The organism is Georgenia sp. G2120, from assembly GCF_055326485.1.
Genome location: NZ_JBUZNL010000010.1, coordinates 84,621 through 108,263 on the forward strand (window position 1 = coordinate 84,621; position 23,643 = coordinate 108,263).

The window sequence follows — 23,643 nt, forward strand, 5'->3', positions numbered from 1 at the left end:
CCGGTGAGCGGATCCGAGGGGCCCTGGTCGGGTTTTCGCGACGTCGACGGCGAGGCTGCGGCGCGGGCGAACGCGGCGGCCTGGTCCGCGGACGCGACCGAGTACCTCGCCGAGCACGGCTCGACCCTCGGCGCGGCGGACCTCGTGTGGTGCCCGGAGGGCCTGCGGGAGGCCGACGCCCACCTGCTCGGGGACATCGAGGCGCTGCGTGGGCGGCTCGTGGTCGAGGTCGGTGCCGGGGCTGCGCAGTGCTCGCGCTGGCTCACCGCACAGGGGGTGCGGGCGCTCGCCACCGACGTCGCGGAGGGGATGCTCGCCGCTGCCGGCGACCTCGACCGGGCCACCGGGATCCGCACGCCGACGCTCCTGGCGGACGCCCGCGCCCTCCCGCTGCCCGACGCCTGCGCGGACGCCGTGTTCACCGCCTTCGGCGCGATCCCGTTCGTCCCCGACGCCCACCGCGTGCACGCCGAGGCGGCCCGCGTGCTGCGCCCGGGCGGCCGGTGGGTCGCCTCCGTCACCCATCCCGCGCGGTGGATGTTCCCCGACGACCCGACGCTCGCGGGCACGACCGTCAGCCGCTCCTACTGGGACCGGCGGCCGTACGTCGAGACCGAGTCGGGGGCGGTGACCTACGCGGAGTTCCACCGCACGGTCGGCGACCACGTGCGCGACGTCGTCGCGGCGGGTCTGCGGGTGGTCGACCTCGTCGAGCCCGGCTGGCCCGCGGGCCGGGACGTCGTGTGGGGCGGCTGGGGCCCCGAGCGCGGCGCGCTGGTGCCCGGCACGCTCGTCGTCGTCGCCGAACGTCCGGAGTAGCTGCTCGCCCGTCGTCGCTCAGCCGCGCTCTCGACCGGGAACGACCGAGCCACGACGACGAACGACCCGCGACCGGCGGTCCTCAGCCGCGCTCTCGACGTCAGTGGGCGGCGTCGCGCCAGCTCCGGCCCACGCCGACCGAGACGTCGAGCGGGACCGACAGCTCCGCCGCCTGCCCCATGGTGTCGCGGACGACCTGTTCGACCTCCTCGCGCTCACCGGGGGCCACCTCGAGCACGAGCTCGTCATGGACCTGGAGCAGCACGTCGGAGGCGAGGCCCCGCTGGGCGATCTCCGCGTCGAGCCGGATCATCGCCACCTTGATGATGTCGGCCGCCGAGCCCTGGATGGGCGCGTTGAGGGCGATGCGCTCGGCGAGCTCGCGGCGCTGCCGGTTGTCCGACGTGAGGTCGGGCAGGTAGCGACGCCGGCCGAGGATCGTCGCGGTGTACCCGCGCGTCCGCGCCTCGTCCTGCACCCCGCGCAGGTAGTCACGGACCCCGCCGAACCGCTCGAAGTACCCCTCCATCAGGGAGCGAGCCTCCTCGACCTCGACGCCGAGCTGCTGGGAGAGCCCGAAGGCGCTGAGGCCGTAGGCCAGCCCGTAGCTCATCGCCTTGATGCGCCGGCGCTGCTCGGCCGTCACCGCGTCGACCTCGACGCCGAACACGCGCGAGGCGACGAACGCGTGCAGGTCCTCGCCCGAGCGGAACGCCTCGATGAGCGCCTCGTCCCCGGACAGGTGCGCCATGATCCGCATCTCGATCTGCGAGTAGTCGGCGGTCATCAGCGACTCCCCCGCGTCGCTGACGACGAACGCCTGCCGGATGCGCATCCCGTCCTCGCTTCGCACGGGCACGTTCTGCAGGTTGGGGTCCTTCGAGCTGAGCCGGCCCGTGGCGGCGACGGTCTGCTGGAAGGTGGTGCGGATCCGGCGGTCGTCCTGCACCTCCGCGCGCAGCCCGTCCACGGTCTGACGCAGCTTGATCTGCTCGCGGTGCCGCAGGAGGGCCACGAGGAACGGGTGCTGCGTCTGCGCGAGGAGCCACTCGAGCGCGTCCGCGTTCGTCGTGTACCCGGTCTTCGTCTTCTTCGTCCGCGGCATGTCGAGCTGGTCGAACAGGACCTCCTGGAGCTGCTTGGGACTCCCGAGGTTGACTTCCCGGTCGATCGCCCCGTAGGCGGCCGCGGCGGCGTCCTCGACCTGGGCGCCGAACTCCCCCGAGAGCCCGTCGAGGTAGTCGGTGTCCACCGCGATACCCCGGTCCTCCATGCCCTGCAGCACGCGCTGCACCGGGAGCTCGAGGTCCGTGAGCAGCCCGGTGCCGCCGGCCTCCTCGAGCTCGCCCATCAGTGACGGCACGAGGGCGAGGCTCGCGTGGGCGCGCCGGGCGAGGGCCTCCTCGGCCGCCCCCTCCTCGAGGGAGAGGTCGAGCTCACCCTGGGCGGCGCCCGACGCCGGGTCGAGGTCGAGGCCGAGGCGCTCCGTCGCCAGGTCGGCGAGCTCGAGGTGCCGGGCGTCCGGCCGGGCGATGTAGCCGGCCAGCGCCGGGTCATAGGTGACACCGGCGAGCTCGAGGCCGCTGCCGCGCAGCGCGTGCCAGGCCGCCTTGGCGTCGTGCACGGACTTGGGCGCGTCGGCGTCGGCGAGCCAGGCGCGCAGCGCGGCCTCGTCGTCCCCCGCGACCTCGGTGAGGTCGACGGTCACGGCGTGCGCCTGGGCGTCGGCGATCGCGAGGGACACCGCCTCGCCGCGGCCGGGCCGGCCCGACCCCTCGACGTACAGGCCGAGCCTGGCGCCCGCCCGGTCGGCGAGCCATGCGCCGAGGCCGCCGTCCTCGGGGCTGTCGACGACGAGGACGGGACCCTCGGGCTCGGGCGCCGTGCCGTCGTCCGGCAGGACGGCGAACAGCCGGGTGCGCAGCTCGGTGAACTCGAGCACGTCGAACAGGCGGGTGAGCTCGACACGGTCCGGGTCCTCGGGCGGCAGGTCGGCGAGCGCTGCGCCGACGTCGGCGTCGGTGAGGAGGTGGTTGAGCTTCCGGTTCCGCAGCACGTCGGCGAGGTGCTCGCGGAGCGAGGCGCCCGCCTTGCCCGGCACCTCGTCGACCCGGGCGACGATGTTGTCGAGCCCGTCGAACTGGTTGATCCACTTGGCGGCGGTCTTGGGACCCACGCCGGGCACGCCCGGGAGGTTGTCGGCCGTCTCCCCGGTCAGGGCGGCGATCTCGGGGTAGCGGTGCGGCGGGACGCCGTACTTCTCCTCCACGGCGGCGGGCGTCATGCGGGCCACCGTCTTCACGCCCTTGATCGGGTAGAGCACGGTGACGCGGTCGTCGACCAGCTGGAACGCGTCACGGTCGCCGGAGACGACGGACACGGTCATGCCGGCCGCCGACCCCTCGTGGGCGAGCGTGGCGAGGATGTCGTCCGCCTCGAGCCCGTCCTTCTCCAGGGTGGCGATGCCCGCGGCGCGCAGGACCTCGGCGATGAGCGGCACCTGGTCCTTGAACGCCTCCGGGGTGGCGTCGCGGCCGCCCTTGTAGTCGGCGTACTCCTCGTCCCGGAAGGTCGGCGCGTGCGTGTCGAAGGCGACGGCCACGTGCGTGGGCCGCTCGTCCGTCAGCAGGTTGATCATCATCGCGACGAAGCCGTAGATCGCGTTCGTGCTCTGCCCGGCGGAGTTGACGAACTTGTCCGCGGGCAGCGCGAAGAACGCGCGGAACGCCATCGAGTGCCCGTCGACGAGCAGGAGGCGCCCCTGCGTCGACTCGTGGGTCGTGCCGGCCTGGTCGGTGGTGTCGCTCACCCGGCCCAGCCTAGGTCCCCCCGCCGACGTCGACCTGCGCGGAGTGGACCTGGCCGCCGCACCTCGCGCCTCCTGGCAGGCTGGGCGGGTGCCCGAGCCCCGCGTCCCCGGTTCCCGCCGGCTCGCGTACGCGGCCGGCATGTTCGGGTCCTCGCTCCCGATCAACCTCGTGCGCGGCTCGATCCTCCTGTACTACGTCGACACCCTCGGCATGGACGCGGGCGCGTACGCGATCGTCATGGTCGTCTACGCGATCGTCGACGCGATCGACAACCCCGTCTTCGGCCACCTCTCGGACGGCACGCGCACGCGCCTCGGGCGCCGACGGCCCTGGCTCCTCGTCGCGGTGCCGACGCTCGTCGCGGTGTTCGTCGCCCTGTTCTCGGCCCCGACCACCCTCGACGGCGCGGCGCTGGTCGCCTGGTTCGCCGTGTTCGTCATCCTCACCGAGGCCGCGGACTCCCTCTACAACGCGAACTACACCGCCCTCCTGCCCGAGCTGTTCCGCACCGAGTCCGAACGCTCCGTCGTCAACGCGATGCGCCAGGCCTTCCAGCTCGCCGCCATGGTGATCTCCGTGGCGCTCACGCCCACCCTGACCACCCGGTGGCTCGGCAGCGAGCACGGCCCCGAGGGCTTCACGAGGACCGCGGTCCTGCTCGGCGTCGTCGCCCTGCTCGTCACGGGAGCGATGGTGCTGACGGTCCGCGAGGACGACGCAGTCCAGGCCGAGCCACCCACCCCGTTCGTCTCGGCGATCGGCGGCGTCCTGCGCACCCCCGAGCTCTGGCTCGTCGGCCTGACCACCGCCGCCTACGGGGCGGCGCTCGGGCTCCTGCTCTCCGGCATCCAGCTGTGGATGCGCTACACGCTCGAGCAGCCGGTCGCCTCGACCACGCCGGTCCTCGCCGCCGCGATCCTCGTCGCCGCCGCCGTCCTGCCCGCCTGGGCGTCGCTCGTCCGCCGGACCGGCGCGCCGCGCGCATGGCGCTGGGCCCTCACCCTCCTCGCGCTCTCCTTCCTCCCGCTGTGGTTCGTCGGCACGGTGCCGGGCGCGGTGGCCGCGGCCGCCGTCGTCGGGGTCGGCTACGGCGGCGTGCTCGCCACGACCGACCTCGTCACCGCCCGCGTGCTCGACCGGGACGCCCGCCGCACCGGCCTCCACCGCGAGGGCGTCTTCCTCGGGACGTTCGGCGTCTTCGCCCGGCTCACCGGCGCGCTGGGCGGCCTCGCCCTCGCCTCGCTCGACCCCCTGTTCGGCTATTCCGGCGGGGACTCCCCCGGCGACTCCCCCGGGCTCGCGTTCCGCGTCTACACCTGCCTCTACCCGGCGTTGCTCGTCGGCGTCGCGGCGGTCGCCGCCCGCTTCGTCCGGGTCGACGACGAGGTGGACGGGCGGCCGGGGGCCGACCCGGCCCGTGGGACCATCCAGGGGTGACGGAGCACAGCCGCGCCGACCGGCAGCCCACAGGACCAGGGTCCGACGACGACGCGCCCGCCGCGGTCGACCTCGCCCAGGTGGCCGACCGCACACGGGTCGGCCTCGCCGCCCGGATGGGCATCGAGGTGACCCGCGCCGAGCGCGGGCACGTCGAGGCGACCATGCCGGTCGAGGGCAACACCCAGCCGATGGGACTGCTCCACGGGGGAGCCAGCGCGGCGCTGGCCGAGACGGTGGGCAGCGTGGCGGCCATGATCGCGGCGCCCGAGGGCCACCTGCCCGTCGGGGTCGACCTCAACGCGACGCACCACCGGTCGGCGCGCGAGGGCAGCGTGACCGCGACCGCCCGCGCCCTGCACGAGGGCCGCCGGGCGTCGAGCTACGCGATCGAGGTGCGCGACCAGGCCGGACGCCTGCTGTGCTCGGCCCGTCTCACCTGCCAGTTCGTGGCTGCCCGCGCCTGAGCGGGGCCGGTCCCGCGAACGACGAACGCCCGGCCGCGTGGGCCGGGCGTCGTCGGAGGGGTGTGTGTGGTCTCGACGTCAGCCGCGTCCACCGACCTGCTCGATGACGGCGTCGGCCACCTCGCGCATGGTCAGGCGTCGGTCCATCGACGTCTTCTGGATCCAGCGGAAGGCCTCAGGCTCCGAGAGGCCCATCTTCGTCTGCAGGAGGCCCTTGGCACGGTCCACGCGCTTGCGGGTCTCGAACTGGTCGACCAGGGAGGCGACCTCGGACTCGAGCGCGATGATCTCCTCGTGCCGGCTCACGGCGATCTCGACGGCGGGGACGAGGTCCGCCGGCGTGAACGGCTTGACGACGTAGGCCATCGCCCCGGCCTCGCGGGCGCGCTCGACAAGCTCCTTCTGGGAGAACGCGGTGAGCATGACGACTGCGCACGTGCGGTCGGCCATGATCTTCTCGGCAGCGGTGATGCCGTCCATCACCGGCATCTTGACGTCCATGACGACCGCGTCGGGCTCGAGCTCGGCGGCGAGGCGGACGGCCTGCTCACCGTCGGCCGCCTCCCCGACGACCTCGAAGCCGGCGTCGCGCAGCGTCTCCACGATGTCGAGCCTGATGAGGGTCTCGTCCTCGGCGACGACGACGCGGCGGCCCTCGCGCTCGGGCTCGTCCACCGCCTCGGGGGCGGACGTGAGGATGTCCGCCAGGTCGTCCGGCTCGGTGGTCTGGTTGTCCGTCCGGGCGTCGTCGCCCGCGGAGCTGTCGGTCGTGGTCACGACAACAGCCTAGGACACGGCGGGATCACGGCGCGATCCGCGCGCATGTGAGTCATGCCGCGCGTCGGGCGTGCACAGGGGTGCGCCCGACACGCGGGGGTCACGGGGAGGTCAACAACGTGCTCCGACCTGGTACGTCGGTGCTCCCGGCGGGACTCGAACCCGCACGCCTCTCAGCGCCGCATTTTGAGTGCGGTGTGTCTGCCGATTCCACCACGGGAGCGTGCGCCCCCGCGCCCTGGGGCGCGGGGGCGTCGGCCATCATGCCCCGACCCGGGCCCGGCCCGTCGTGGGCGGGGCCGAGCCGGTTCCGGACGTCACGCGTCGGTGGCGCGGTACCGCTCCCCGATCCGGTGGACGCGGATCGAGTTCGTGCTGCCGACCTTCTGCGGCGGCATGCCCGCGACGACGACCACGGGGTCGCCGTCGCTCGCGAGCCCGTTGTCCCGCAGGAAGGTGTCGACCTGGTCGACCATCTCGTCCGTGTGCTTGACCCCCGCGACCTGGTAGGGCTGCACGCCCCAGGACAGCGCGAGCCGGTTGCGGGTCTCCGCGGACGGCGTGAAGGCCAGCAGCGGGATGGGCGAACGCAGGCGGGACATCCGGCGGGCGGTGTCACCGGACTGCGTGAAGGTCGCGAGGTAGCTGACGTCGAGGGTGGCGGCGATCTCCGCGGCGGCCCGGGTGAGCACGCCGGAGCGGGTGGCGGGGGTCGAGCCGAGCGGGGCGATGCGCTCGCCACCGTGCTCCTCGGTGTGCTCGATGACCCGGGCCATCGTGCGGACGGCCTCGATCGCGTACTTGCCCACCGAGGTCTCGCCCGAGAGCATGACCGCGTCGGCGCCGTCGAGCACCGCGTTCGCGCAGTCGGAGGCCTCCGCGCGGGTCGGCCGCGGGTTCTCGATCATCGACTCGAGGACCTGGGTGGCGACGATGACGGGCTTGGCGCGGCGGCGGGCGATCTCGACGGCCCGCTTCTGCACGAGCGGGACGTCCTCGAGCGGGAGCTCGACGCCGAGGTCGCCGCGGGCGACCATGATGCCGTCGAACGCGTCGACGATCTCCTCGAGGGCGTCGACCGCCTGCGGCTTCTCGATCTTCGCGACGACGGGGAGCCGGCGGCCCTCCTCGTCCATGATGTCGTGCACCATGCGGACGTCCTCGGCGTTGCGCACGAAGGACAGCGCGATGAAGTCGACCGGGAGGCCGAGCGCCCAGCGCAGGTCCTCGGTGTCCTTGTCCGACATGGCGGGGACCGACACGGCGACGCCGGGCAGGTTGAGGCCCTTGTGGTTGGACACCGGGCCGCCGACCTCGACACGGGTGACGACGCGCGGGCCGTCGACCTCGACGACGCGGACCGCGACCTTGCCGTCGTCGATGAGGATGCGGTCGCCGGGGCGGCAGTCGCCCGGCAGGCCCTTGTACGTGGTCGACGCGAGCTCGGCGGTGCCCTCGACGTCCTCGGTGGTGATGGTGAACGTGGCGCCGTCGGCGAGCTGGACCTCTCGGTCGACGAAGTTGCCGAGGCGGATCTTCGGGCCCTGCAGGTCGACGAGGACGGCGACCGGGCGTCCCGCGGCGTCGGCGGCGGCACGGACGCGGTGGATCACCTGCTCGTGCTCCTCGGCGATCCCGTGGCTGCGGTTGATACGGGCGACGTCCATGCCCGCGTCGACGAGCTCCTGGATCTTCTCGGGGCTGTCGGTGGCGGGGCCGAGGGTGCAGACGATCTTTGCTCTACGCATGGCTCCCAGCCTAGTGACCTCCCGGCCCCGGGTGCGCCGCGGGCCGTGTGAGGCGGACCGGTCGGGAGATGTCTCGCCCGTCGGTCCCGGGTGCGCACGGACGCGCGCACCCGGGACCGCCGGGCAGGGACCGTGGCGCCGGCCCGGTCGGGGGCTCGGACCCCGACTCAGACGGCGACCTGGACCGTGGTGGGCAGCACGGGCGCCGGCAGGTCCGTGGTGCCGCGCAGGTGCCGGTCGACGGCCGCCGCGACCGAGCGACCCTCGGCGATCGCCCACACGATGAGCGACTGCCCGCGCCCCGCGTCGCCGGCCGCGTACACGCCGGGGACGGAGGTGGCGAAGTCGGCGTCGCGCTCGATCCGGCCGCGCGGGTCGACCGCGACGCCCAGCTGCTCGACGATCCCGCCGGTCGGGACGCCGACGAACCCCATCGCCAGCAGCACGAGCCCGGCCGGGATCACCCGCTCGGTGCCCGGCGTCGGGACGGGGCGTCCGTCCTCGAACGTCACCTCGGACAGCCGGAGGTGGGAGACGGCGCCCTCGCCGGTCGAGCCGTCCGAGAGCAGCTCCACGGTCGAGCTGGAGTACACGCGCTCGCCGCCCTCCTCGTGCGCCGAGGAGACCCGGAACAACATGGGGTAGGTGGGCCAGGGCTGGCCCTCGGGCCGGTCCTCGCCCGGGCGCGGCATGATCTCGAGCTGGGTGACCGAGGTGGCGCCCTGGCGCAGCGCGGTCCCGAGGCAGTCGGCCCCGGTGTCGCCGCCGCCGATGATGACGACGTCCCGGCCCGTGGCGGTGATCTGGTCCGGCACGGTCTCGCCGTGTACCACCCGCGTGGCCTGCGGCAGGTACTCCATCGCCTGGTGGACGCCGGCGAGCTCACGACCGGGGACGGGCAGGTCGCGCGGGACGGTCGACCCGAGGGCGAGCACGACCGCGTCGTAGCGCTCGAGGAGGTCCTCGCCCGAGAGCGCGCCCTCCCCCGTGCCACCCACGTCCGTCGACGGCCGCATGATCGTCCCCTCGGCGCGCATCTGCTCCAGGCGCCGGTCGAGGTGGGCCTTCTCCATCTTGAACTCGGGGATCCCGTACCGCAGGAGGCCACCGATCGCGTCGGCGCGCTCGAGGACGGCGACGGTGTGCCCGGCCCGGGTCAGCTGCTGGGCGGCGGCCAGGCCCGCGGGACCCGAGCCGACGACGGCGACGGTGCGCCCGGTGAGCCGCTGCGGGACCTGCGGGGTGACGTACCCCTCGTCGAAGGCGCGGTCGATGATCGACTGCTCGACGTTCTTGATGGTCACGGCCGGCTGGTTGATCCCCAGCACGCAGGCCGTCTCGCAGGGGGCGGGGCACAGCCGTCCGGTGAAGTCAGGGAAGTTGTTCGTCGCGTGCAGGCGCTCGATGGCCCGGGCAAAGTCGCCGCGGCGCACGAGGTCGTTCCACTCGGGGATGAGGTTGCCCAGCGGGCAGCCGTTGTGGCAGAAGGGGATGCCGCAGTCCATGCAGCGTCCCGCCTGCCGGCGCAGCGTCGGCTCGAAGGACGGGTCGGCGCCGCGCTCGGCGTAGACCTCGCGGTAGTCGCGGATCCGCACGGGCACGGGTCGCCGGGCGGGCAGCTCCCGCTCGCGGTGGTCGAGGAATCCTCTGGGGTCAGCCACGGGTCGCCTCCATGATGTCGGTCCACACGCTCGGTGCGGCAGGGTCGAGACCGTCCTCGGCGGCGCGCGCCAGGGCCGCGGAGACCGCGGCGTAACGCCGCGGGAGGATCCGCGTGAGGCGGGTGCGCAGCGCGGGACGGTCGGTGAGCAGGGCGGCCGCGACCGTGGACCCGGTGAGGTCGCGGTGGCGCTCGAGCAGGTCGACGACGACGGCGAGGTCGTCGGTGTCGAGCTCGCCGAGGAGCAGGTCGCCCGAGGCAGCCGCCTGAGGGTTGAGCAGGGTGCGGTCGAGGTCGAGGACGTAGGCGGTGCCGCCGGACATGCCCGCGCCGAGGTTGCGGCCCGTGGGGCCCAGGACGAGCATCGTGCCGCCGGTCATGTACTCCGCCGCGTGGTCCCCCACGCCCTCGACGACGAGCGTCGCGCCGGACAGCCGTACCCCGAAGCGCTCCCCGGCGCGCCCGCGCAGGAAGATCTCCCCCGAGGTGGCGCCGTAGCCGATGACGTTGCCGGCCACGACGTTGTCCTCCGCGGCGAAGCCGGCCCGCTCGTCGGGGCGGACGACGATGCGGCCACCGGACAGGGACTTGCCGACGTAGTCGTTGGCGTCGCCGATCAGCGTGAGGCTCACGCCGCGCGGGAGCACGGCGCCGAACGACTGGCCGGCGGAGCCCCGCAGCGTGAGGTCGATCGTGCCGTCGGGCAGCCCCTCGCCGCGGTACCGGCGCGTGACCTCGTGGCCGAGCATCGTGCCGACGGTGCGGTTGACGTTGCGCACGGCGACCTCGGCCCGCACCTGCTCGCCGCGCTCGAGGGCCGGGGCCGCGAGCCGGATGAGCTCGTTGTCCAGGGCGGCGTCGAGCCCGTGGTCCTGCGCGCGCACCTGGTGCAGGCGGGAGCCGGGCACCGGCTCGACACGCTCGAGGAGCGGGGCGAGGTCGAGGCCCTCGGCCTTCCAGTGCTTGACGGCACGGTCGGTGTCGAGCAGCTCGACCCGGCCGACGGCCTCCTCGATCGAGCGAAGCCCGAGCGAGGCGAGGATCTCGCGCACCTGCTCGGCGAGGAACTCGAAGAAGGTGACGATGTACTCGGCCTTGCCCGAGAACCGCGAGCGGAGCTCGGGGTTCTGCGTCGCGACGCCCACGGGGCAGGTGTCGAGGTGGCAGACCCGCATCATCACGCAGCCCGAGACGACCAGAGGGGCGGTCGCGAAGCCGAACTCCTCCGCACCCAGCAGCGCCGCCACGACGACGTCGCGGCCGGTCTTCAGCTGGCCGTCGGTCTGGACGACGATCCGGTCGCGCAGGTCGTTGAGGACCAGCGTCTGCTGGGTCTCGGCGAGACCGAGCTCCCACGGGCCGCCGGCGTGCTTGAGGGAGGTCAGCGGGCTCGCGCCCGTGCCGCCGTCGTGGCCGGAGACGAGCACGACGTCGGCGTGCGCCTTGGACACGCCCGCCGCGACCGTACCGACGCCGACCTCGGAGACCAGCTTGACGTGGATGCGCGCCGACGGGTTGGCGTTCTTCAGGTCGTGGATGAGCTGGGCGAGGTCCTCGATCGAGTAGATGTCGTGGTGCGGCGGCGGCGAGATGAGGCCGACGCCCGGCGTCGAGTGCCGGGTCGAGGCCACCCACGGGTAGACCTTGGGGCCGGGCAGCTGCCCACCCTCGCCGGGCTTGGCGCCCTGGGCCATCTTGATCTGGATGTCGTCGGCCTCGGTGAGGTACTCCGAGGTCACGCCGAACCGGCCGGAGGCGACCTGCTTGATCGACGAGCGCCGCTCCGGGTCGTAGAGCCGCTCGGCGTCCTCGCCGCCCTCGCCGGTGTTCGACTTGCCGCCGAGGCGGTTCATGGCGATCGCCAGGGTCTCGTGGGCCTCGGCGGAGATCGAGCCGTAGCTCATCGCGCCCGTGGAGAACCGCTTGACGATCTCGCTGACCGGCTCGACCTCCTCGACCGGGATCGGGTCGAGCTCGCCGGTGCGCAGCCGCAGCAGACCGCGGATCGTCATCAGGCGCTCGGCCTGCTCGTCGACGCGGTCGGTGTACTGCCGGAAGACGTCGACGCGCCGGTTGCGGGTGGCGTGCTGGAGCCGGAAGACGGTCTCCGGGTCGAAGAGGTGCTCCTCGCCGTCACGGCGCCACTGGTACTCGCCGCCGGTGTCGAGCTCGCGGTGCGCCGGGGAGATGCCCGATCGCGGGTAGGCCACGGCGTGCCGCGCGGCGACCTCCTCGGCGATGACGTCGAGCCCGACGCCGCCGACCGGGGTGGGCGTGGCGGTGAAGTAGGTGTCGACGAGGTCCTGCGAGAGGCCGACGGCCTGGAAGAGCTGCGCGCCGCGGTACGACGGGACGGTGGAGACGCCCATCTTCGACATCACCTTGAGCACGCCCTTGCCGAGCGCCGTGATGACGTTCCGGACCGCCTGAGGCCCGGTCACCCCGACGACGTCGCCGTCGGCGACGAGCCGCTCGGCGGTCTCCATCGCGAGGTACGGGTTGACGGCCGCCGCGCCGTAGCCGACGAGCAGCGCCACGTGGTGCACCTCGCGGACGTCGCCGGCCTCGACCAGGAGGGAGATCTTCGTGCGGGTGCGCCGGCGCAGGGTGTGGTGGTGCACCGCGGAGGTGAGCAGCAGGGACGGGATCGGGGCGAGCGCGGCGGTCGCGTCGCGGTCGGACAGGACGACGAAGCTCGCGCCCTCCTCGACGGCCGCGTCGACCTCCTCGAAGATCTCCTCCAGCCGCCGGCGCAGGGCCTCCCCGCCGCCCGCGACCGGGTAGAGGCCCGAGATCGTCACGGCGGTGAAGCCGCGGCCGGTCCGCCTGGCCCGCCCGATGTTCTTCACCTTGGCGAGCTGGTCGTTGTCCATCGTGGGGAACGGGAGCACGAGCTTGCGGGCGTGCTCCGGGGACTCGTCGAGCAGGTTGGGCTCGGGACCGATCGCGCCGACGAGCGAGGTGACGAGCTCCTCGCGGATGGCGTCCAGCGGCGGGTTGGTCACCTGCGCGAACGTCTGGGAGAAGTAGTCGAACAGCAGGCGCGGGCGCGCGGAGAGCACGGCGATCGGGGTGTCGGTGCCCATCGACCCGATGGCCTCCGCCCCGGTGGCGGCCATCGGCCGCACGAGCACGCGCACCTCCTCCTCGGTGTAGCCGAACATCTGCTGGCGGCGCACCACGGACTGCGCGGAGTGGCCGGTGTGCTCCCGCTCGGGCAGGGCGTCGAGGTGGACGAGGCCCTCGTCGAGCCACTCCTGGTAGGGGTGGGCCGACGCGAGGGCGTTCTTGATCTCCTCGTCGGGGACGATGCGTCCCTCGGCCGTGTCGACGAGGAACATCGTGCCGGGCTCGAGGCGGCCCTTGCGCACGACGCCGGCCGGGTCGAGGTCGAGGACCCCGGACTCCGAGGCGAGCACGACGAGGCCGTCGGCGGTCTCCCACCAGCGACCCGGGCGCAGGCCGTTGCGGTCCATCACGGCGCCGGCGACGGTGCCGTCGGTGAAGCAGATGGCGGCCGGGCCGTCCCACGGCTCCATGATCGTGCCGGTGTACTCGTAGAACGCGCGCACGTCGGCGGGCATCGTCGCGTCGTTCTGCCAGGCCTCGGGGACCATCGTGAGGACGGCGTGCGGCAGCGAGCGGCCGCCGAGGTAGAGCAGCTCGAGCACCTCGTCGAAGGTGGCGGAGTCCGATGCGCCCGGGGTGTTGATGGGCAGCAGGGGGGCGACGTCCCCGATGAGGTCGGAGGCGAGGGTGCCCTCGCGCGCGGCCATCCAGTTGCGGTTGCCGCGCACGGTGTTGATCTCGCCGTTGTGGGCGACGAAGCGGAACGGGTGCGCGAGCGGCCAGCTGGGGAACGTGTTGGTCGAGAACCGGGAGTGGACGAGTGCGACCGTGGAGACGAGCCGCTCGTCGGACAGGTCCGGGAAGAACGGCCGCAGCTGGCCGGTGGTGAGCATCCCCTTGTAGGTGATCGTGCGCGGGGAGAGCGAGGCGAGGTAGATGCCGGCGTTGTCGGCCCGCTTCCGCAGGCGGAACGCCTTGCGCTCGAGGTCGATCCCCGTCAGCCCGTCGGCGGCGACGAACAGCTGCCGCATCGTCGGCATCGTCGCGCGGGCGGTCGGGCCGATCATCGAGTCGTCGACGGGGACGGAGCGCCACCCGAGGACCTCGATGCCCTCCTCGGCCGCGATCTCCTCGACGCGGGCGACGGCCTCGGAGCGGGCGCCGACCTGCGGGAGGAAGACGATGCCGACGGCGTAGGCGCCCGCCGCGGGCAGGTCGAAGGGAACCACCGCGCGCAGGAACGCGTCGGGCACCTGGAGGAGGATGCCGGCGCCGTCCCCGGTGGCCTCCTCGGCGCCGACGGCGCCGCGGTGGTCGAGGTTGACGAGCGCCGTCAGCGCGGCGTCGACGATGTCCCGGCCCGGCCGACCGCGGGTCGTGGCCACCATCGCCACGCCGCAGGCGTCGTGCTCGTTCGCCGGGTCGTACAGGCCGGTGGGTGCGGGCGTCCCGGGCTGGTCCATCGTCCGTCCTCCCTCTGGGCGCCACGGCGCCCGGGGTCGTGACCCGGCACGTCCGCCGGGTGGGGCGGAAGCACTGTAGGCGGACTTGACCCTTCCGTGGCAATACGAAGGACGGACCATGGAACGGCGGAATTCCGCGGCAGAATCACGCGGGTCGACGCGGGCGTTTCACCGATGTTTCGAGCATGTTTCGGGACCTAGCCCCTCGGTCAGGTCACGCGCCGGTCAAGCCCGAGCAACTGTCGAGAGTGCGGCTCAGCACGGGGCCGACGGTCGGGCGTTCGCCCCGACGGATCAGACGGACCGGTCCCCCGACGAGGCCTGCTCGTCGGTCGGTGCATCGCCGTCGGGTGAGTCAGCGTCGGGTTCGTCGTCGGAGGTCTCGTCGTCGTCCGAGGCGACCTCGACGGACGTGCCCGACGACGACGAGCCCGCGTCCCCGGCGACCGCCGCGTCCGCCAGAGGCCCGCGGCCGGGCAGCCAGATCTCGTCGCGGTCCGGCTTCGCCCTCGCGCGGCGCGTGAGCCACACGATCATGGCGACGCCGATCACCCAGCCGGCGATGGCGATGATCTGGTGGATCCGCATGCCGCCGATGAGCACCGACGGGTCGGTGCGCAGCGACTCGGTGAGCGTGCGGCCGGTGAGGTAGATGATGACGTAGAGCCAGAAGACGCGTCCGCCGTCGAGCCGGAGTCGCCGCTGGGCGAGAACCACGACGATCGCGCCGGTGAGGTTCCACAGCCCCTCGTAGAGGAACGTGGGGTGGACGAGCTCGGGCAGCTCGCGGTCGATGCGCAGGCCCCACGGGAGGTCGGTCGCGGTCCCGTACAGCTCCTGGTTGAAGTAGTTGCCGAGCCGCCCCACACCCTGGGCCACGAGCATGCCGGGGGCGAGCGCGTCGGCGAACGGGCCGATCCGCAGGCCGCGCCGGGTGAGGCCGATGTACGCGCCGAGGGCACCGAACACGACGGCGCCCATGATGCCGAGGCCGCCCTCCCAGATCTTCAGGGCGTCGAGGAGGTTGCCGTCCGGCCCGAAGAAGTCCGAGGGGTGGGTGGCCACGTGGTAGATCCGGGCGCCGACGATGCCGAAGGGCACCATCCAGTACAGCGCGATGTCGAGCGCGGTCTCGGCCGGGCCGCCCTTGAACGTGTATCGGCGGTCGAGGATCCACCAGGCGAGGATCGCGCCCGCGATGATCGCCATCGCGTAGGCCCGCAGCGGCAGCGGGCCGAGGTTGAGGACGTTGTCCGGCGGGCTCGGGATCCCCCGCTCGGCGGCGAAGGTCGCGGCCCTCGCCGCGCCGTCCGCGAGCAGCGCGGCCGCGCCGGTCACGCCCGGCCCTCCCGCACGCCCTCGGCGAGCTCGGCGGTGAGGGCGCCGAGCGCGCTCAGTCCCTCCGCCGCCCCGCCGGACCCGAGCGCCTTGATGAGGGCGGAGCCGACGATCACCCCGTCGGCGTAGGCGGCGACCTCGGCGGCCTGCGCGCGGTCCGAGACGCCGATGCCGACGCAGGCGCGCTCGGCGCCGGCGGCCCGGGTGCGGGCGACGAGCTCGGCGCCGCCGCCGGCGAGGCTGTCCTGAACGCCCGTGACCCCCATGCGGCTGGCCACGTAGACGAACCCGCGCGAGGCGGCGGACACGGTCGCCAGGCGCGCGTCGGAGGAGGCGGGGGCCACGAGGAAGACCTTGTCGAGCCCGTGCTCGTCGGCCGCGGCCGTCCAGCGGCCGGCCTCCTCGGGGACGAGGTCGGGCGTGATGAGGCCGGCGCCGCCGGCGGAGGCGAGGTCGGCGGCGAACCGCTCGACCCCGTAGGCGAAGACCGGGTTGTAGTACGTCATGACGAGGACGGCCGCGCCGGTGGCGGCGACCTGCTCGACGGCGGAGAGCACCTCGCGCGTCCGGGTCCCCTTGCTCAGGGCGTCCTCGGTGGCGCGCTGGATGAGCGGACCGTCCATCGACGGGTCCGAGTAGGGCAGGCCGAGCTCGACGACGTCGGCGCCGTTGTCCACGGCGACGCGCGCGGCCTCGACCGACGTGGCGAGGTCCGGGTAGCCGGCGGGCAGATAGGCGACGAGCGCGGCGCGCCCCTGGTCGAGGGCGGCGTCGATCCGCTCCCCCGCGGTCACGTTGCTCACTTCTCGCCTCCGAGGTCGAAGTACTCGATCGCCGTCTCCATGTCCTTGTCCCCGCGCCCGGAGAGGCTGACGAGGATGACCGGCGGCTCGCCCTCGCCGCCGGCGTCCTTCCACTCGCGGCCGATGCGCAGGGCGCCGGCGAGCGCGTGGGCGGACTCGATCGCGGGGATGATCCCCTCGGTGCGCGAGAGGAGTGCGAACGCGTCCATCGCCTCGGCGTCGGTGACCTGCTGGTACTCGGCGCGGCCGAGATCGGCGAGCCAGGCGTGCTCGGGGCCCACCCCGGGGTAGTCGAGGCCGGCGGAGATCGAGTGGGAGTCGATCGTCTGCCCGTCGTCGTCGTGCAGGAGGTAAGACAGCGATCCCTGGAAGACGCCGGGTCGCCCGCCGCCGATCGCGGCGGCGTGCCGGCCGGACTCCACGCCGTCGCCCGCGGCCTCGAGCCCGACCAGGCGCACGCCCTCGTCGTCGAGGAAGGCGTTGAAGATGCCGATCGCGTTGGAGCCGCCGCCCACGCAGGCGGTCACGACGTCCGGCAGGCGCCCGGTGAGCGCGAGGACCTGCTCGCGGGCCTCCTCGCCGATGACCTTCTGCAGGTCGCGGACGAGCTCGGGGAACGGGTGCGGGCCTGCCGCGGTGCCGAAGACGTAGTTCGTGGTCTCGACGTTGGTCACCCAGTCGCGGAACGCCTCCGAGATCGCGTCCTTGAGCGTCTGCGACCCGTTGGTCACGGAGACCACCTCGGCGCCGAGGAGCTGCATGCGGGCCACGTTGAGCGCCTGGCGGCGCACGTCCTCCGCCCCCATGTAGATCGTGCACTCGAGGCCCATGAGGGCGGCGGCCGTGGCGGTGGCCACCCCGTGCTGGCCGGCGCCGGTCTCGGCGATGACGCGGGTCTTGCCGACCTTCTTCGTCAGGAGGCCCTGGCCCAGCACGTTGTTGATCTTGTGGGAACCGGTGTGGTTGAGGTCCTCGCGCTTGAGCAGGACCCGGGCCCCGCCGGCGTGCTCGGCGAACCGCGGCGCGTCCGTCAGCAGGGACGGCCGACCGATGTAGGAGGCGGCGAGCTCCCCCATCTCCCGGGCGAACTCGGGCGAGCCCTTCATCTCCTCCCAGGCGGCCGTCAGGTCGTCGAGGGCCACGATGAGTGCCTCCGAGACGAACCTGCCGCCGAACTGGCCGAAGTAGGGGCCGTGGGCCTCGGACAGCTTGCCCGGGTCGTCGGTGTACTGCACGCGTCGATCTCCTTCCGGGCGCGCGGCGCCCGATCGTGCGCGGCCGGGCGCGGCGGTCCGGCCGGTGGTGCGTGGGCCGTCCGGCGGGCGGCCCCTGTCCCCGACGGTCAGTTCGTGCCGTTGCTGAGGGAGGGGTGCGCGCCGGCGGACACGTAGTCGGACACGGCGCGGCGGGGGTCCGCCTGGGTGACGAGGGCCTCGCCGACGAGCACGGCGTCGGCGCCCTGGCGGGCGTAGTCGAGGACGTCGCGGACGGAGCGGACGCCGGACTCGGCGACCGTGACGATGCCGTCGGGGACGACGTCGACGACCTGGGCGAACACGGCCCGGTCGACCTCGAGGGTCTTGAGGTTGCGCGCGTTGATGCCGATGACGCGGGCGCCGGCGTCGCGGGCGCGCAGCGCCTCCTCGCGGTCGTGCGCCTCGACGAGCGCGGTCATCCCGAGCGAGTGGACCCGCTCGACCAGCGACTCGAGGACGGTCTGCTCGAGCGAGGCGACCATGAGCAGGACGATGTCCGCCCCGTGGGCGCGCGCCTCCCACACCTGGTAGGGCGTGACGACGAAGTCCTTGCGCAGCACGGGCACGTCGACCGCGGCGCGCACGGCGTCGAGGTCCGCGAGGGAGCCGCCGAACCGGCGCTCCTCGGTGAGGACGGAGATGGCGGCGGCCCCGCCCTCGGCGTAGGCGGCGGCGAGCACGGCCGGGTCCGGCACGTCCGCGAGCGAGCCCTTGGAGGGGCTGCGGCGCTTGCACTCGGCGATGATCGTCACCGAGCCGTCGCCGCGCAGGGCGGTAACGGCGTCGAGCGCGGCGGGCCGGCGGGCCGCGATCTCCTTGACGGCGTCGAGCGGCAGCTCCGCCTCCCGGCGGGCGAGGTCCTCGCGGACGCCGGCGACGATGTCGTCGAGGACGTTCATCGGGCGGCCCCGTCGGCCACGGAGTCGCGCTCGTGCGCGCCGCGGGCGTCCGCGTCGGTCGCGCGGGGCTGCTCCTCGACCTCGTACCAGTCGCGCGCCGGCTCGCTGCGGCGGGGCTGACCCTGGCCGGACAGGCGCAGGACGAGACCGACCACGAGGGCCGCGACGACGACGATCGGCCCTGCCACCCACGTGAGCACGGGGATGTCGAGGATGAGCCCGACGCAGGACACGAGGACGCCGAGGGTGACGATGAGCATGACCGACCAGGCGGCCACGGTCTTGCCCTCGTTGTGCGGGGGTGCGGCGACGGGCAGGCGGTAGCCGGTCCGGTGCTGCTCGAGGCTCGTGCCGCTCACGGCTGCTCCTTCACGTTCGGGTCGGGGACGTCGGGCCCGAGCCTACCGGTGGTCCGCGGTCGGGTCCTCGCCGCGTCCGAGCGCGTCCCAGTCGTCGACGAACCGGTCCCGCTCGGCGTCGGCCGCGGCGGAGGCCGAGCCCGTGTCCGCGCGGGTGGCGGCAGGCGACGAGGGGCGGCCGGTGGCGGTGCCGGCGGCGCTGGGGGCCGGGGTGTCGTCGTCGGAGGGGATGCCGGCGTCGTCGACGGACGCCTCGCGCACCGCGTCGTTCGTCGTCGTCCCCGGGGTGGTGCCCGTCCCGCGCGTGGACCCCGCGGCGGTGCCGCGCTCGAACCGGCGGCCGGCCGCGGTCCAGCGGTGCGCCCGCGTGAGGATCAGGAGGCCCACGACGACGAGCAGGACCCCGGTGACGACCGCGCCCCAGGGCCAGGGCTGCGCGGCGACCGACCCCACGTCGGGCGCGCTGGTACCGGTGTGGAGGCGGGCCTCCGCGGTCAGGAGGGAGCCCGGGTCGCGCACGGCCCCGACCGCCCCGATGCCGACGACGACGCCGCCGGCGACGGTGGCGAGCCCGGCGACGACCGTCCCGACCCGGCGTGCGAGCGAGGCGAACAGCGCGGCTGCTCCGGCCACGAGCGCGCCCGCCCACACCGCGGGCGCCCCGGACATGCCGGTCGCGGCGAGATCGACCTCACCGGTGGCCGTGCGGACCGTGCCGGTCGACCACGTGGGCAGGGCGACGAGGAGGGTCGCCCCGACGAGCAGGAGGACGAGCAGCACCGCCTGCCCACGGCCGAGGCCGCCGGCCGCGGTGGGTGGAGCGTCGGCCGCCGTGCGCGGGCCGTCGGCGGACGTCACCGGCCCCCTCCCGCGCCGCGGGGCGCGGGGCGCAGCTGCGAGGCGAGTCGGACCGCGCGCACGGCGGCGGCGGCCTTGTTGGTGGCCTCCTCGAGCTCGGTGGCGGGGACAGAATCGGCCACCACTCCGGCCCCGGCCTGGACCGAGGCGCGCCCGTCGTGGAGGACGGCGGTGCGGATGGCGATCGCGAGGTCGGCGTCGCCGGCGAGGTCGAGGTAGCCGACCACGCCGCCGTAGACACCGCGGCGGGAGGGCTCGAGCTCGTCGATGATCTCGGTGGCGCGGACCTTCGGGGCGCCCGACAGCGTGCCCGCGGGGAAGGTCGCGCGCAGGCAGTCGAGCGCGCTCACGCCGTCGCGCCGTCGGCCGGTGACGGTCGAGCTGATGTGCATGATGTGGCTGAACCGCTTGATCTCCATCAGCTCGGTGACCTCGACGGTCTCGGGCCGGCACACCTTGGACAGGTCGTTGCGCGCGAGATCGACGAGCATGACGTGCTCGGAGAGCTCCTTGGGGTCGGCGAGCAGTTCCTCGGCGAGGGCGCGGTCCTCGGCGGGCTTCGCGCCGCGCGGACGCGACCCGGCGATGGGGAACGTGACGACCTCGTCGCCGGTGACCCGCACGAGCGTCTCGGGCGAGGACCCGACGACGTGGAGGACGCCGCCGGCGCCGTCGTCGAGGGCGAAGAGGTACATGTACGGGCTCGGGTTGACCGTCCGCAGCACCCGGTAGACGTCGAGCGGGTCGGCGTCGGTGGTGACGTCGAGGCGCTGGGAGAGGACGACCTGGAAGACCTCGCCGTCGACGATGCGCTGCTTGCCGACGCGGACCGCCTCCATGAACTCCTCGTCGGCGAACCGGGCCGTCACCTCGGGCATCGCCGCGGTGGGGTCGAGCACGGACGCGTGCGCCGGGGCGGGCGCGAGGAGGTCGGCCTGCATCGCGTCGAGCCGGGCGACGGCGTCGGCGTGCGCCTCGTCCACCCGCTCGTCGGAGCCGTCGGTGTTGACGGCGTCAGCCACGAGCCACAGCGTCCCGTCGGCGTGGTCGAGAGCGACGAGGTCGCTCGCGAGGCAGAGGGCCACCTCCGGCAGGTCGTCGTCGGCCGGGGCCCGGCGCGGGAGCGTGGGTTCCCAGGAGTGAACGACGTCCCAGCCGAGCGAGCCGACGAACCCGCCGGTCAGGGGCGGGAGGCCGGGGATCGCGGGCGTGCCGAGCACCTCGAGCGCGGCCTCGAGGACCTCGAGCACCGGCCCCTCGGTGGGGATGCCGGCGGGGACGTCGCCGCGCCAGGCGGCCCGGCCGCCCCGCGAGGTGAGGGTGGCCCTCGAGCCGACGCCGACGAAGCTCCACCGCGACCAGCGGCCGGCCTCGGCGGACTCCATGAGAAAGGTGCCCGGGCGGCCGGCGGCGAGGCGGCGGTACGCGCCGATCGGCGTGACGTCGTCGGCGAGGAGCCGGCGGACGACGGGGACGACGCGGCGGTGCGCGGCCAGCTCGCGGAAGCGGGGCAGGCTCGGCCACGTCTCGCCCCAGGTGAGCTCGACCGGGTCGACGGGGTCGGACGGGTGGGCCGTGGTCGCCGGCTCGGCGGCGCTCATCGCGCGCTCCCGGTCTCGGTCACGGCGTCCGCCTCTGTCCCGGTGACGGGCAGCTCGCCGCCCGCCTCGAAGCAGCTCGTGGTGCCGGTGTGGCAGGCCGGCCCGACCTGGCCGACGGTGACGAGCAGGGCGTCGGCGTCGCAGTCGAGCGCCACCGACCGCACGTGCTGGACGTGCCCGGAGGTGTCGCCCTTGCGCCACAGCTCGCCCCGCGAGCGCGACCAGTACCAGGCGCGGCCGGTGGTGAGCGTGCGGTGCAGGGCGTCGTCGTTCATCCAGGCCACCATGAGCACGTCGCGGGTCGTGGCGTCCTGCACCACGGCGCACACGAGGCCGTGCGAGTCGCGCGTCAGGCGCTCGGCGATCGCCGGGTCGAGGACTCCGCCGGCGGGTGCGGGGCCGGTGGTCGGGTCGTCAAGGTCGGGCACCCGGTCATGGTGCCACGGTGCGGGACGCGGCCCGGTGGAGGGTGCGCGCCGGCGTCCCCGTGTGGGACCGTCCTCATGTGACCGACGACGAACGACCGGTGGCCGTCGAGCGGGCCGCGCTCGCGTCGACCCTCGCCCAGGCCGACCCTCACGCCCCCACGCTGTGCGCCGGCTGGCGCGTGGTCGACCTCGCGGCGCACCTCGTGCTGCGCGAGCGGCGGCCGGACCTCATGGTGCGCGACGTCCTCTCGCGCGCGGAGCCCGGCCGCGAGCCGCACCTGCAGCGGATCGTCGCCGACGCTCTCGACCCGATCGGCTACCGCGCCCTCGCCGCGCGGGTGGCCACGGGCGGTCCGCGCTGGTCACCGGTGCGCTGGGCGGAGTCGGCGACCAACCTCGTCGAGCTCGTCGTCCACCACGAGGACGTGCGCCGGGGCCCGCGCGGGGCGGACGGCTCCTCCGGCCCGGCCGAGCCGCGCGACGACATCGGCCCCGACCTCCTGCGCGAGCTGTGGCAGCGGGTCTCGTCGACCGCGGGGCTCATGTACCGCACGGCGGGCACCGGGGTCGTCCTCGTGGTCCCCGGTGGGCCGCGCGCGACCGTGCGCCGCGGCGCGGACGCGGTCGCCGTGGTCGGGGACCCGGTCGAGCTGGCCCTGCACGCCAACGGTCGCCGCCGCGCCGCCCACGTCACGCTCGAGGGCCGCCCCGGGACGATCGACCGGTTCCTCGCCGGTCTCACGGGTGACCCCGCCGATACCGACGCCGCGGGCATGCCCGCGTAGCGACCAGGTGCCGGTCGACCCGCCGGAACCAGCCACTCCTCGGCCGGCTGACCAACGCCTCCTTGCCGGTCAGCGATTAGCCTCGACGTGTGCTGACCGACCTGCGAACGACTCCGACGAACGCGCGGCCGGGCCTCCTGCACAGCGCCGACGGCACGGTCGCTCCCGTCCGTTCGACGTCGTTCGACGTGCGGGCGTTCACCCGGACGGCGTTCGGGGACCACCGCCCGCCGGACCCCCCACCCCTCGGCCCGACCGATCTCCACCCGTCGGTCCGGTTCGCCCTGACCTACCTGCGGGACGTCGAGCGCACCGCGACGAGCACGCTGCGCCGCGTCCTGGCGACCTCGACCTCCCGCGAGGCGCGCTACACCGCCTTCCTCACCACCTGGGCCCACGACCGCTACTGGTTCGCGGAGCGCCTCGACCGCGCCCTCGGCTCCCCGCCGCCCACGGCCGACGACGACGCAGCCGCGCCGTCGACCCGGTTCGACCGCCTCGCCCACGTCCAGGACCTGCTCGCCCAGCACGTCGAGCCGGTCTGGACGACGCTCGTGGGCGAGCCCACGACGGCCCTGCACGCGGTGCGCGGCCTGTCCGAGGAGAGCGCGGTGCTCGCCGCCCACGACCGGGTCGCCGGCCTCGCGCGGGGCGCCCTCGACGAGCTCCTCGCCCCGCTGCGGTCGCGGCGGCTCGAGCACGTGAGCTTCTACCGCGCGGAGGCCGCGATGCGGCTGGGCGGCGACGACCGCGCCGTCCGGCTCACCCGCGCACTCCTCACCCGCGGGTTCCACCCGCTGCGCCCGGGCGAGCTGCGCGCCCGGGCGAGCCACCGGTTCCTGCGGACGCTCTTCGCGGGCGGCGGCCGGGACGAGGTGGTCGCACGCGCCGACGGCCCCGTGCTCGCGCTGCCCGGTCTCGGTGGGCACGGCCCGCTCGCCACCGCGCTGCGCCGGGAGCGTCCGCTGGTCCCTCCGCTCCCGCCCGTTGCCTCCGGGGACCGGGCCCCCATGCCACGCACACCGACCGACCGCGCCCCCGTCGGCGCCGGCATCAGCTGAGGAGC

At 74.3% G+C, this 23,643-nt stretch carries 18 protein-coding genes and 1 tRNA gene; 5 read left to right on the plus strand and 14 right to left on the minus strand.

The annotated features are described in order from the left end of the window. The first annotated feature begins 3 nt into the window (after positions 1 to 3). Positions 4 to 819: a class I SAM-dependent methyltransferase gene (locus ACZLMO_RS11930; protein ID WP_463653874.1), complete on the plus strand. Its 816-nt coding sequence runs from the start codon at positions 4 to 6 to the stop codon at positions 817 to 819. A 100-nt stretch (positions 820 to 919) separates the two neighbouring features. Here ACZLMO_RS11930 and polA read toward each other — a convergent pair whose 3' ends face one another. Next, entirely contained in the window at positions 920 to 3,628 is a 2,709-nt protein-coding gene (gene polA / locus ACZLMO_RS11935; RefSeq protein ID WP_463653875.1) for a DNA polymerase I, read from the minus strand. Positions 3,629 to 3,716: 88 nt separating this feature from the next. On the opposite strand from polA, the gene ACZLMO_RS11940 reads away from it, so the two are divergent. Together ACZLMO_RS11940 and ACZLMO_RS11945 are read left to right on the plus strand one after the other, a co-directional pair. After that, the gene (locus ACZLMO_RS11940) at positions 3,717 to 5,066 is read left to right on the plus strand and encodes an MFS transporter (RefSeq protein ID WP_463653876.1); all 1,350 of its coding nucleotides are present in this window, start codon (positions 3,717 to 3,719) and stop codon (positions 5,064 to 5,066) included. Continuing rightward, positions 5,063 to 5,533 carry a PaaI family thioesterase gene (locus ACZLMO_RS11945; protein WP_463653877.1) on the plus strand — a complete coding sequence of 157 codons (471 nt, stop codon included), beginning with the start codon at positions 5,063 to 5,065 and terminating at the stop codon, positions 5,531 to 5,533. Before ACZLMO_RS11940 ends, ACZLMO_RS11945 begins: the two co-directional genes overlap by 4 nt. 78 nt (positions 5,534 to 5,611) lie before the next feature. On the opposite strand, the gene ACZLMO_RS11950 is transcribed toward ACZLMO_RS11945, so the two are convergent. From ACZLMO_RS11950 to hisI, 13 genes are all read right to left on the minus strand, one after another. Continuing rightward, positions 5,612 to 6,241, minus strand: a complete 630-nt coding sequence (locus tag ACZLMO_RS11950; RefSeq protein WP_463653894.1) for an ANTAR domain-containing response regulator — start codon at positions 6,239 to 6,241, stop codon at positions 5,612 to 5,614. A gap of 210 nt (positions 6,242 to 6,451) precedes the next feature. Further along, positions 6,452 to 6,533 (minus strand) — tRNA-Leu (locus ACZLMO_RS11955). A gap of 94 nt (positions 6,534 to 6,627) precedes the next feature. Beyond that, a complete protein-coding gene (gene pyk / locus ACZLMO_RS11960; protein ID WP_463653878.1) occupies positions 6,628 to 8,058 on the minus strand; it encodes a pyruvate kinase in 1,431 nt (476 codons plus the stop codon). A 167-nt stretch (positions 8,059 to 8,225) separates the two neighbouring features. After that, positions 8,226 to 9,719, minus strand: a complete 1,494-nt coding sequence (locus ACZLMO_RS11965) for a glutamate synthase subunit beta (protein ID WP_463653879.1) — start codon at positions 9,717 to 9,719, stop codon at positions 8,226 to 8,228. Next, the gene (gltB, locus tag ACZLMO_RS11970) at positions 9,712 to 14,250 is read right to left on the minus strand and encodes a glutamate synthase large subunit (RefSeq protein WP_463653880.1); all 4,539 of its coding nucleotides are present in this window, start codon (positions 14,248 to 14,250) and stop codon (positions 9,712 to 9,714) included. The genes ACZLMO_RS11965 and gltB overlap by 8 nt, the downstream gene beginning before the upstream one ends. Before the next feature lie 294 nt (positions 14,251 to 14,544). Next, positions 14,545 to 15,588: a prolipoprotein diacylglyceryl transferase gene (gene lgt, locus ACZLMO_RS11975; protein ID WP_425714200.1), complete on the minus strand. Its 1,044-nt coding sequence runs from the start codon at positions 15,586 to 15,588 to the stop codon at positions 14,545 to 14,547. Further along, the gene (gene trpA, locus ACZLMO_RS11980; protein ID WP_425714201.1) at positions 15,585 to 16,391 is read right to left on the minus strand and encodes a tryptophan synthase subunit alpha; all 807 of its coding nucleotides are present in this window, start codon (positions 16,389 to 16,391) and stop codon (positions 15,585 to 15,587) included. Before trpA ends, lgt begins: the two co-directional genes overlap by 4 nt. Then, on the minus strand, positions 16,388 to 17,626 hold the full coding sequence (gene trpB, locus ACZLMO_RS11985; protein WP_425714202.1) for a tryptophan synthase subunit beta: 1,239 nt from the start codon (positions 17,624 to 17,626) through the stop codon (positions 16,388 to 16,390). The genes trpA and trpB overlap by 4 nt, the downstream gene beginning before the upstream one ends. Positions 17,627 to 17,733: 107 nt before the next feature. After that, entirely contained in the window at positions 17,734 to 18,546 is an 813-nt protein-coding gene (gene trpC / locus ACZLMO_RS11990; RefSeq protein ID WP_425714203.1) for an indole-3-glycerol phosphate synthase TrpC, read from the minus strand. Then, on the minus strand, positions 18,543 to 18,905 hold the full coding sequence (locus ACZLMO_RS11995) for an HGxxPAAW family protein (protein WP_425714204.1): 363 nt from the start codon (positions 18,903 to 18,905) through the stop codon (positions 18,543 to 18,545). The genes trpC and ACZLMO_RS11995 overlap by 4 nt, the downstream gene beginning before the upstream one ends. Positions 18,906 to 18,947: 42 nt before the next feature. Then, the gene (locus ACZLMO_RS12000; RefSeq protein ID WP_463653881.1) at positions 18,948 to 19,763 is read right to left on the minus strand and encodes a Trp biosynthesis-associated membrane protein; all 816 of its coding nucleotides are present in this window, start codon (positions 19,761 to 19,763) and stop codon (positions 18,948 to 18,950) included. Further along, positions 19,760 to 21,364 carry an anthranilate synthase component I gene (locus ACZLMO_RS12005; protein ID WP_463653882.1) on the minus strand — a complete coding sequence of 535 codons (1,605 nt, stop codon included), beginning with the start codon at positions 21,362 to 21,364 and terminating at the stop codon, positions 19,760 to 19,762. The genes ACZLMO_RS12000 and ACZLMO_RS12005 overlap by 4 nt, the downstream gene beginning before the upstream one ends. After that, a complete protein-coding gene (gene hisI / locus ACZLMO_RS12010; protein WP_463653883.1) occupies positions 21,361 to 21,792 on the minus strand; it encodes a phosphoribosyl-AMP cyclohydrolase in 432 nt (143 codons plus the stop codon). Before hisI ends, ACZLMO_RS12005 begins: the two co-directional genes overlap by 4 nt. 77 nt (positions 21,793 to 21,869) lie before the next feature. Between hisI and ACZLMO_RS12015 the strand changes: the two genes are divergently transcribed. Then, the gene (locus ACZLMO_RS12015; protein WP_425714208.1) at positions 21,870 to 22,577 is read left to right on the plus strand and encodes a TIGR03085 family metal-binding protein; all 708 of its coding nucleotides are present in this window, start codon (positions 21,870 to 21,872) and stop codon (positions 22,575 to 22,577) included. Positions 22,578 to 22,666: 89 nt separating this feature from the next. Next, a complete protein-coding gene (locus ACZLMO_RS12020) occupies positions 22,667 to 23,638 on the plus strand; it encodes a hypothetical protein (RefSeq protein WP_463653884.1) in 972 nt (323 codons plus the stop codon). Positions 23,639 to 23,643: the final 5 nt, after the last annotated feature.

Excerpts from the sequence above, each read along its gene's own strand:
- pyk (WP_463653878.1), bottom strand. The coding sequence starts at position 8,058 with ATGCGTAGAGCAAAGATCGTCTGCACCCTCGGCCCCGCCACCGACAGC.
- gltB (WP_463653880.1), bottom strand. The coding sequence starts at position 14,250 with ATGGACCAGCCCGGGACGCCCGCACCCACCGGCCTGTACGACCCGGCG.
- trpC (WP_425714203.1), bottom strand. The coding sequence starts at position 18,546 with ATGAACGTCCTCGACGACATCGTCGCCGGCGTCCGCGAGGACCTCGCC.
- ACZLMO_RS12005 (WP_463653882.1), bottom strand. The coding sequence starts at position 21,364 with ATGAGCGCCGCCGAGCCGGCGACCACGGCCCACCCGTCCGACCCCGTC.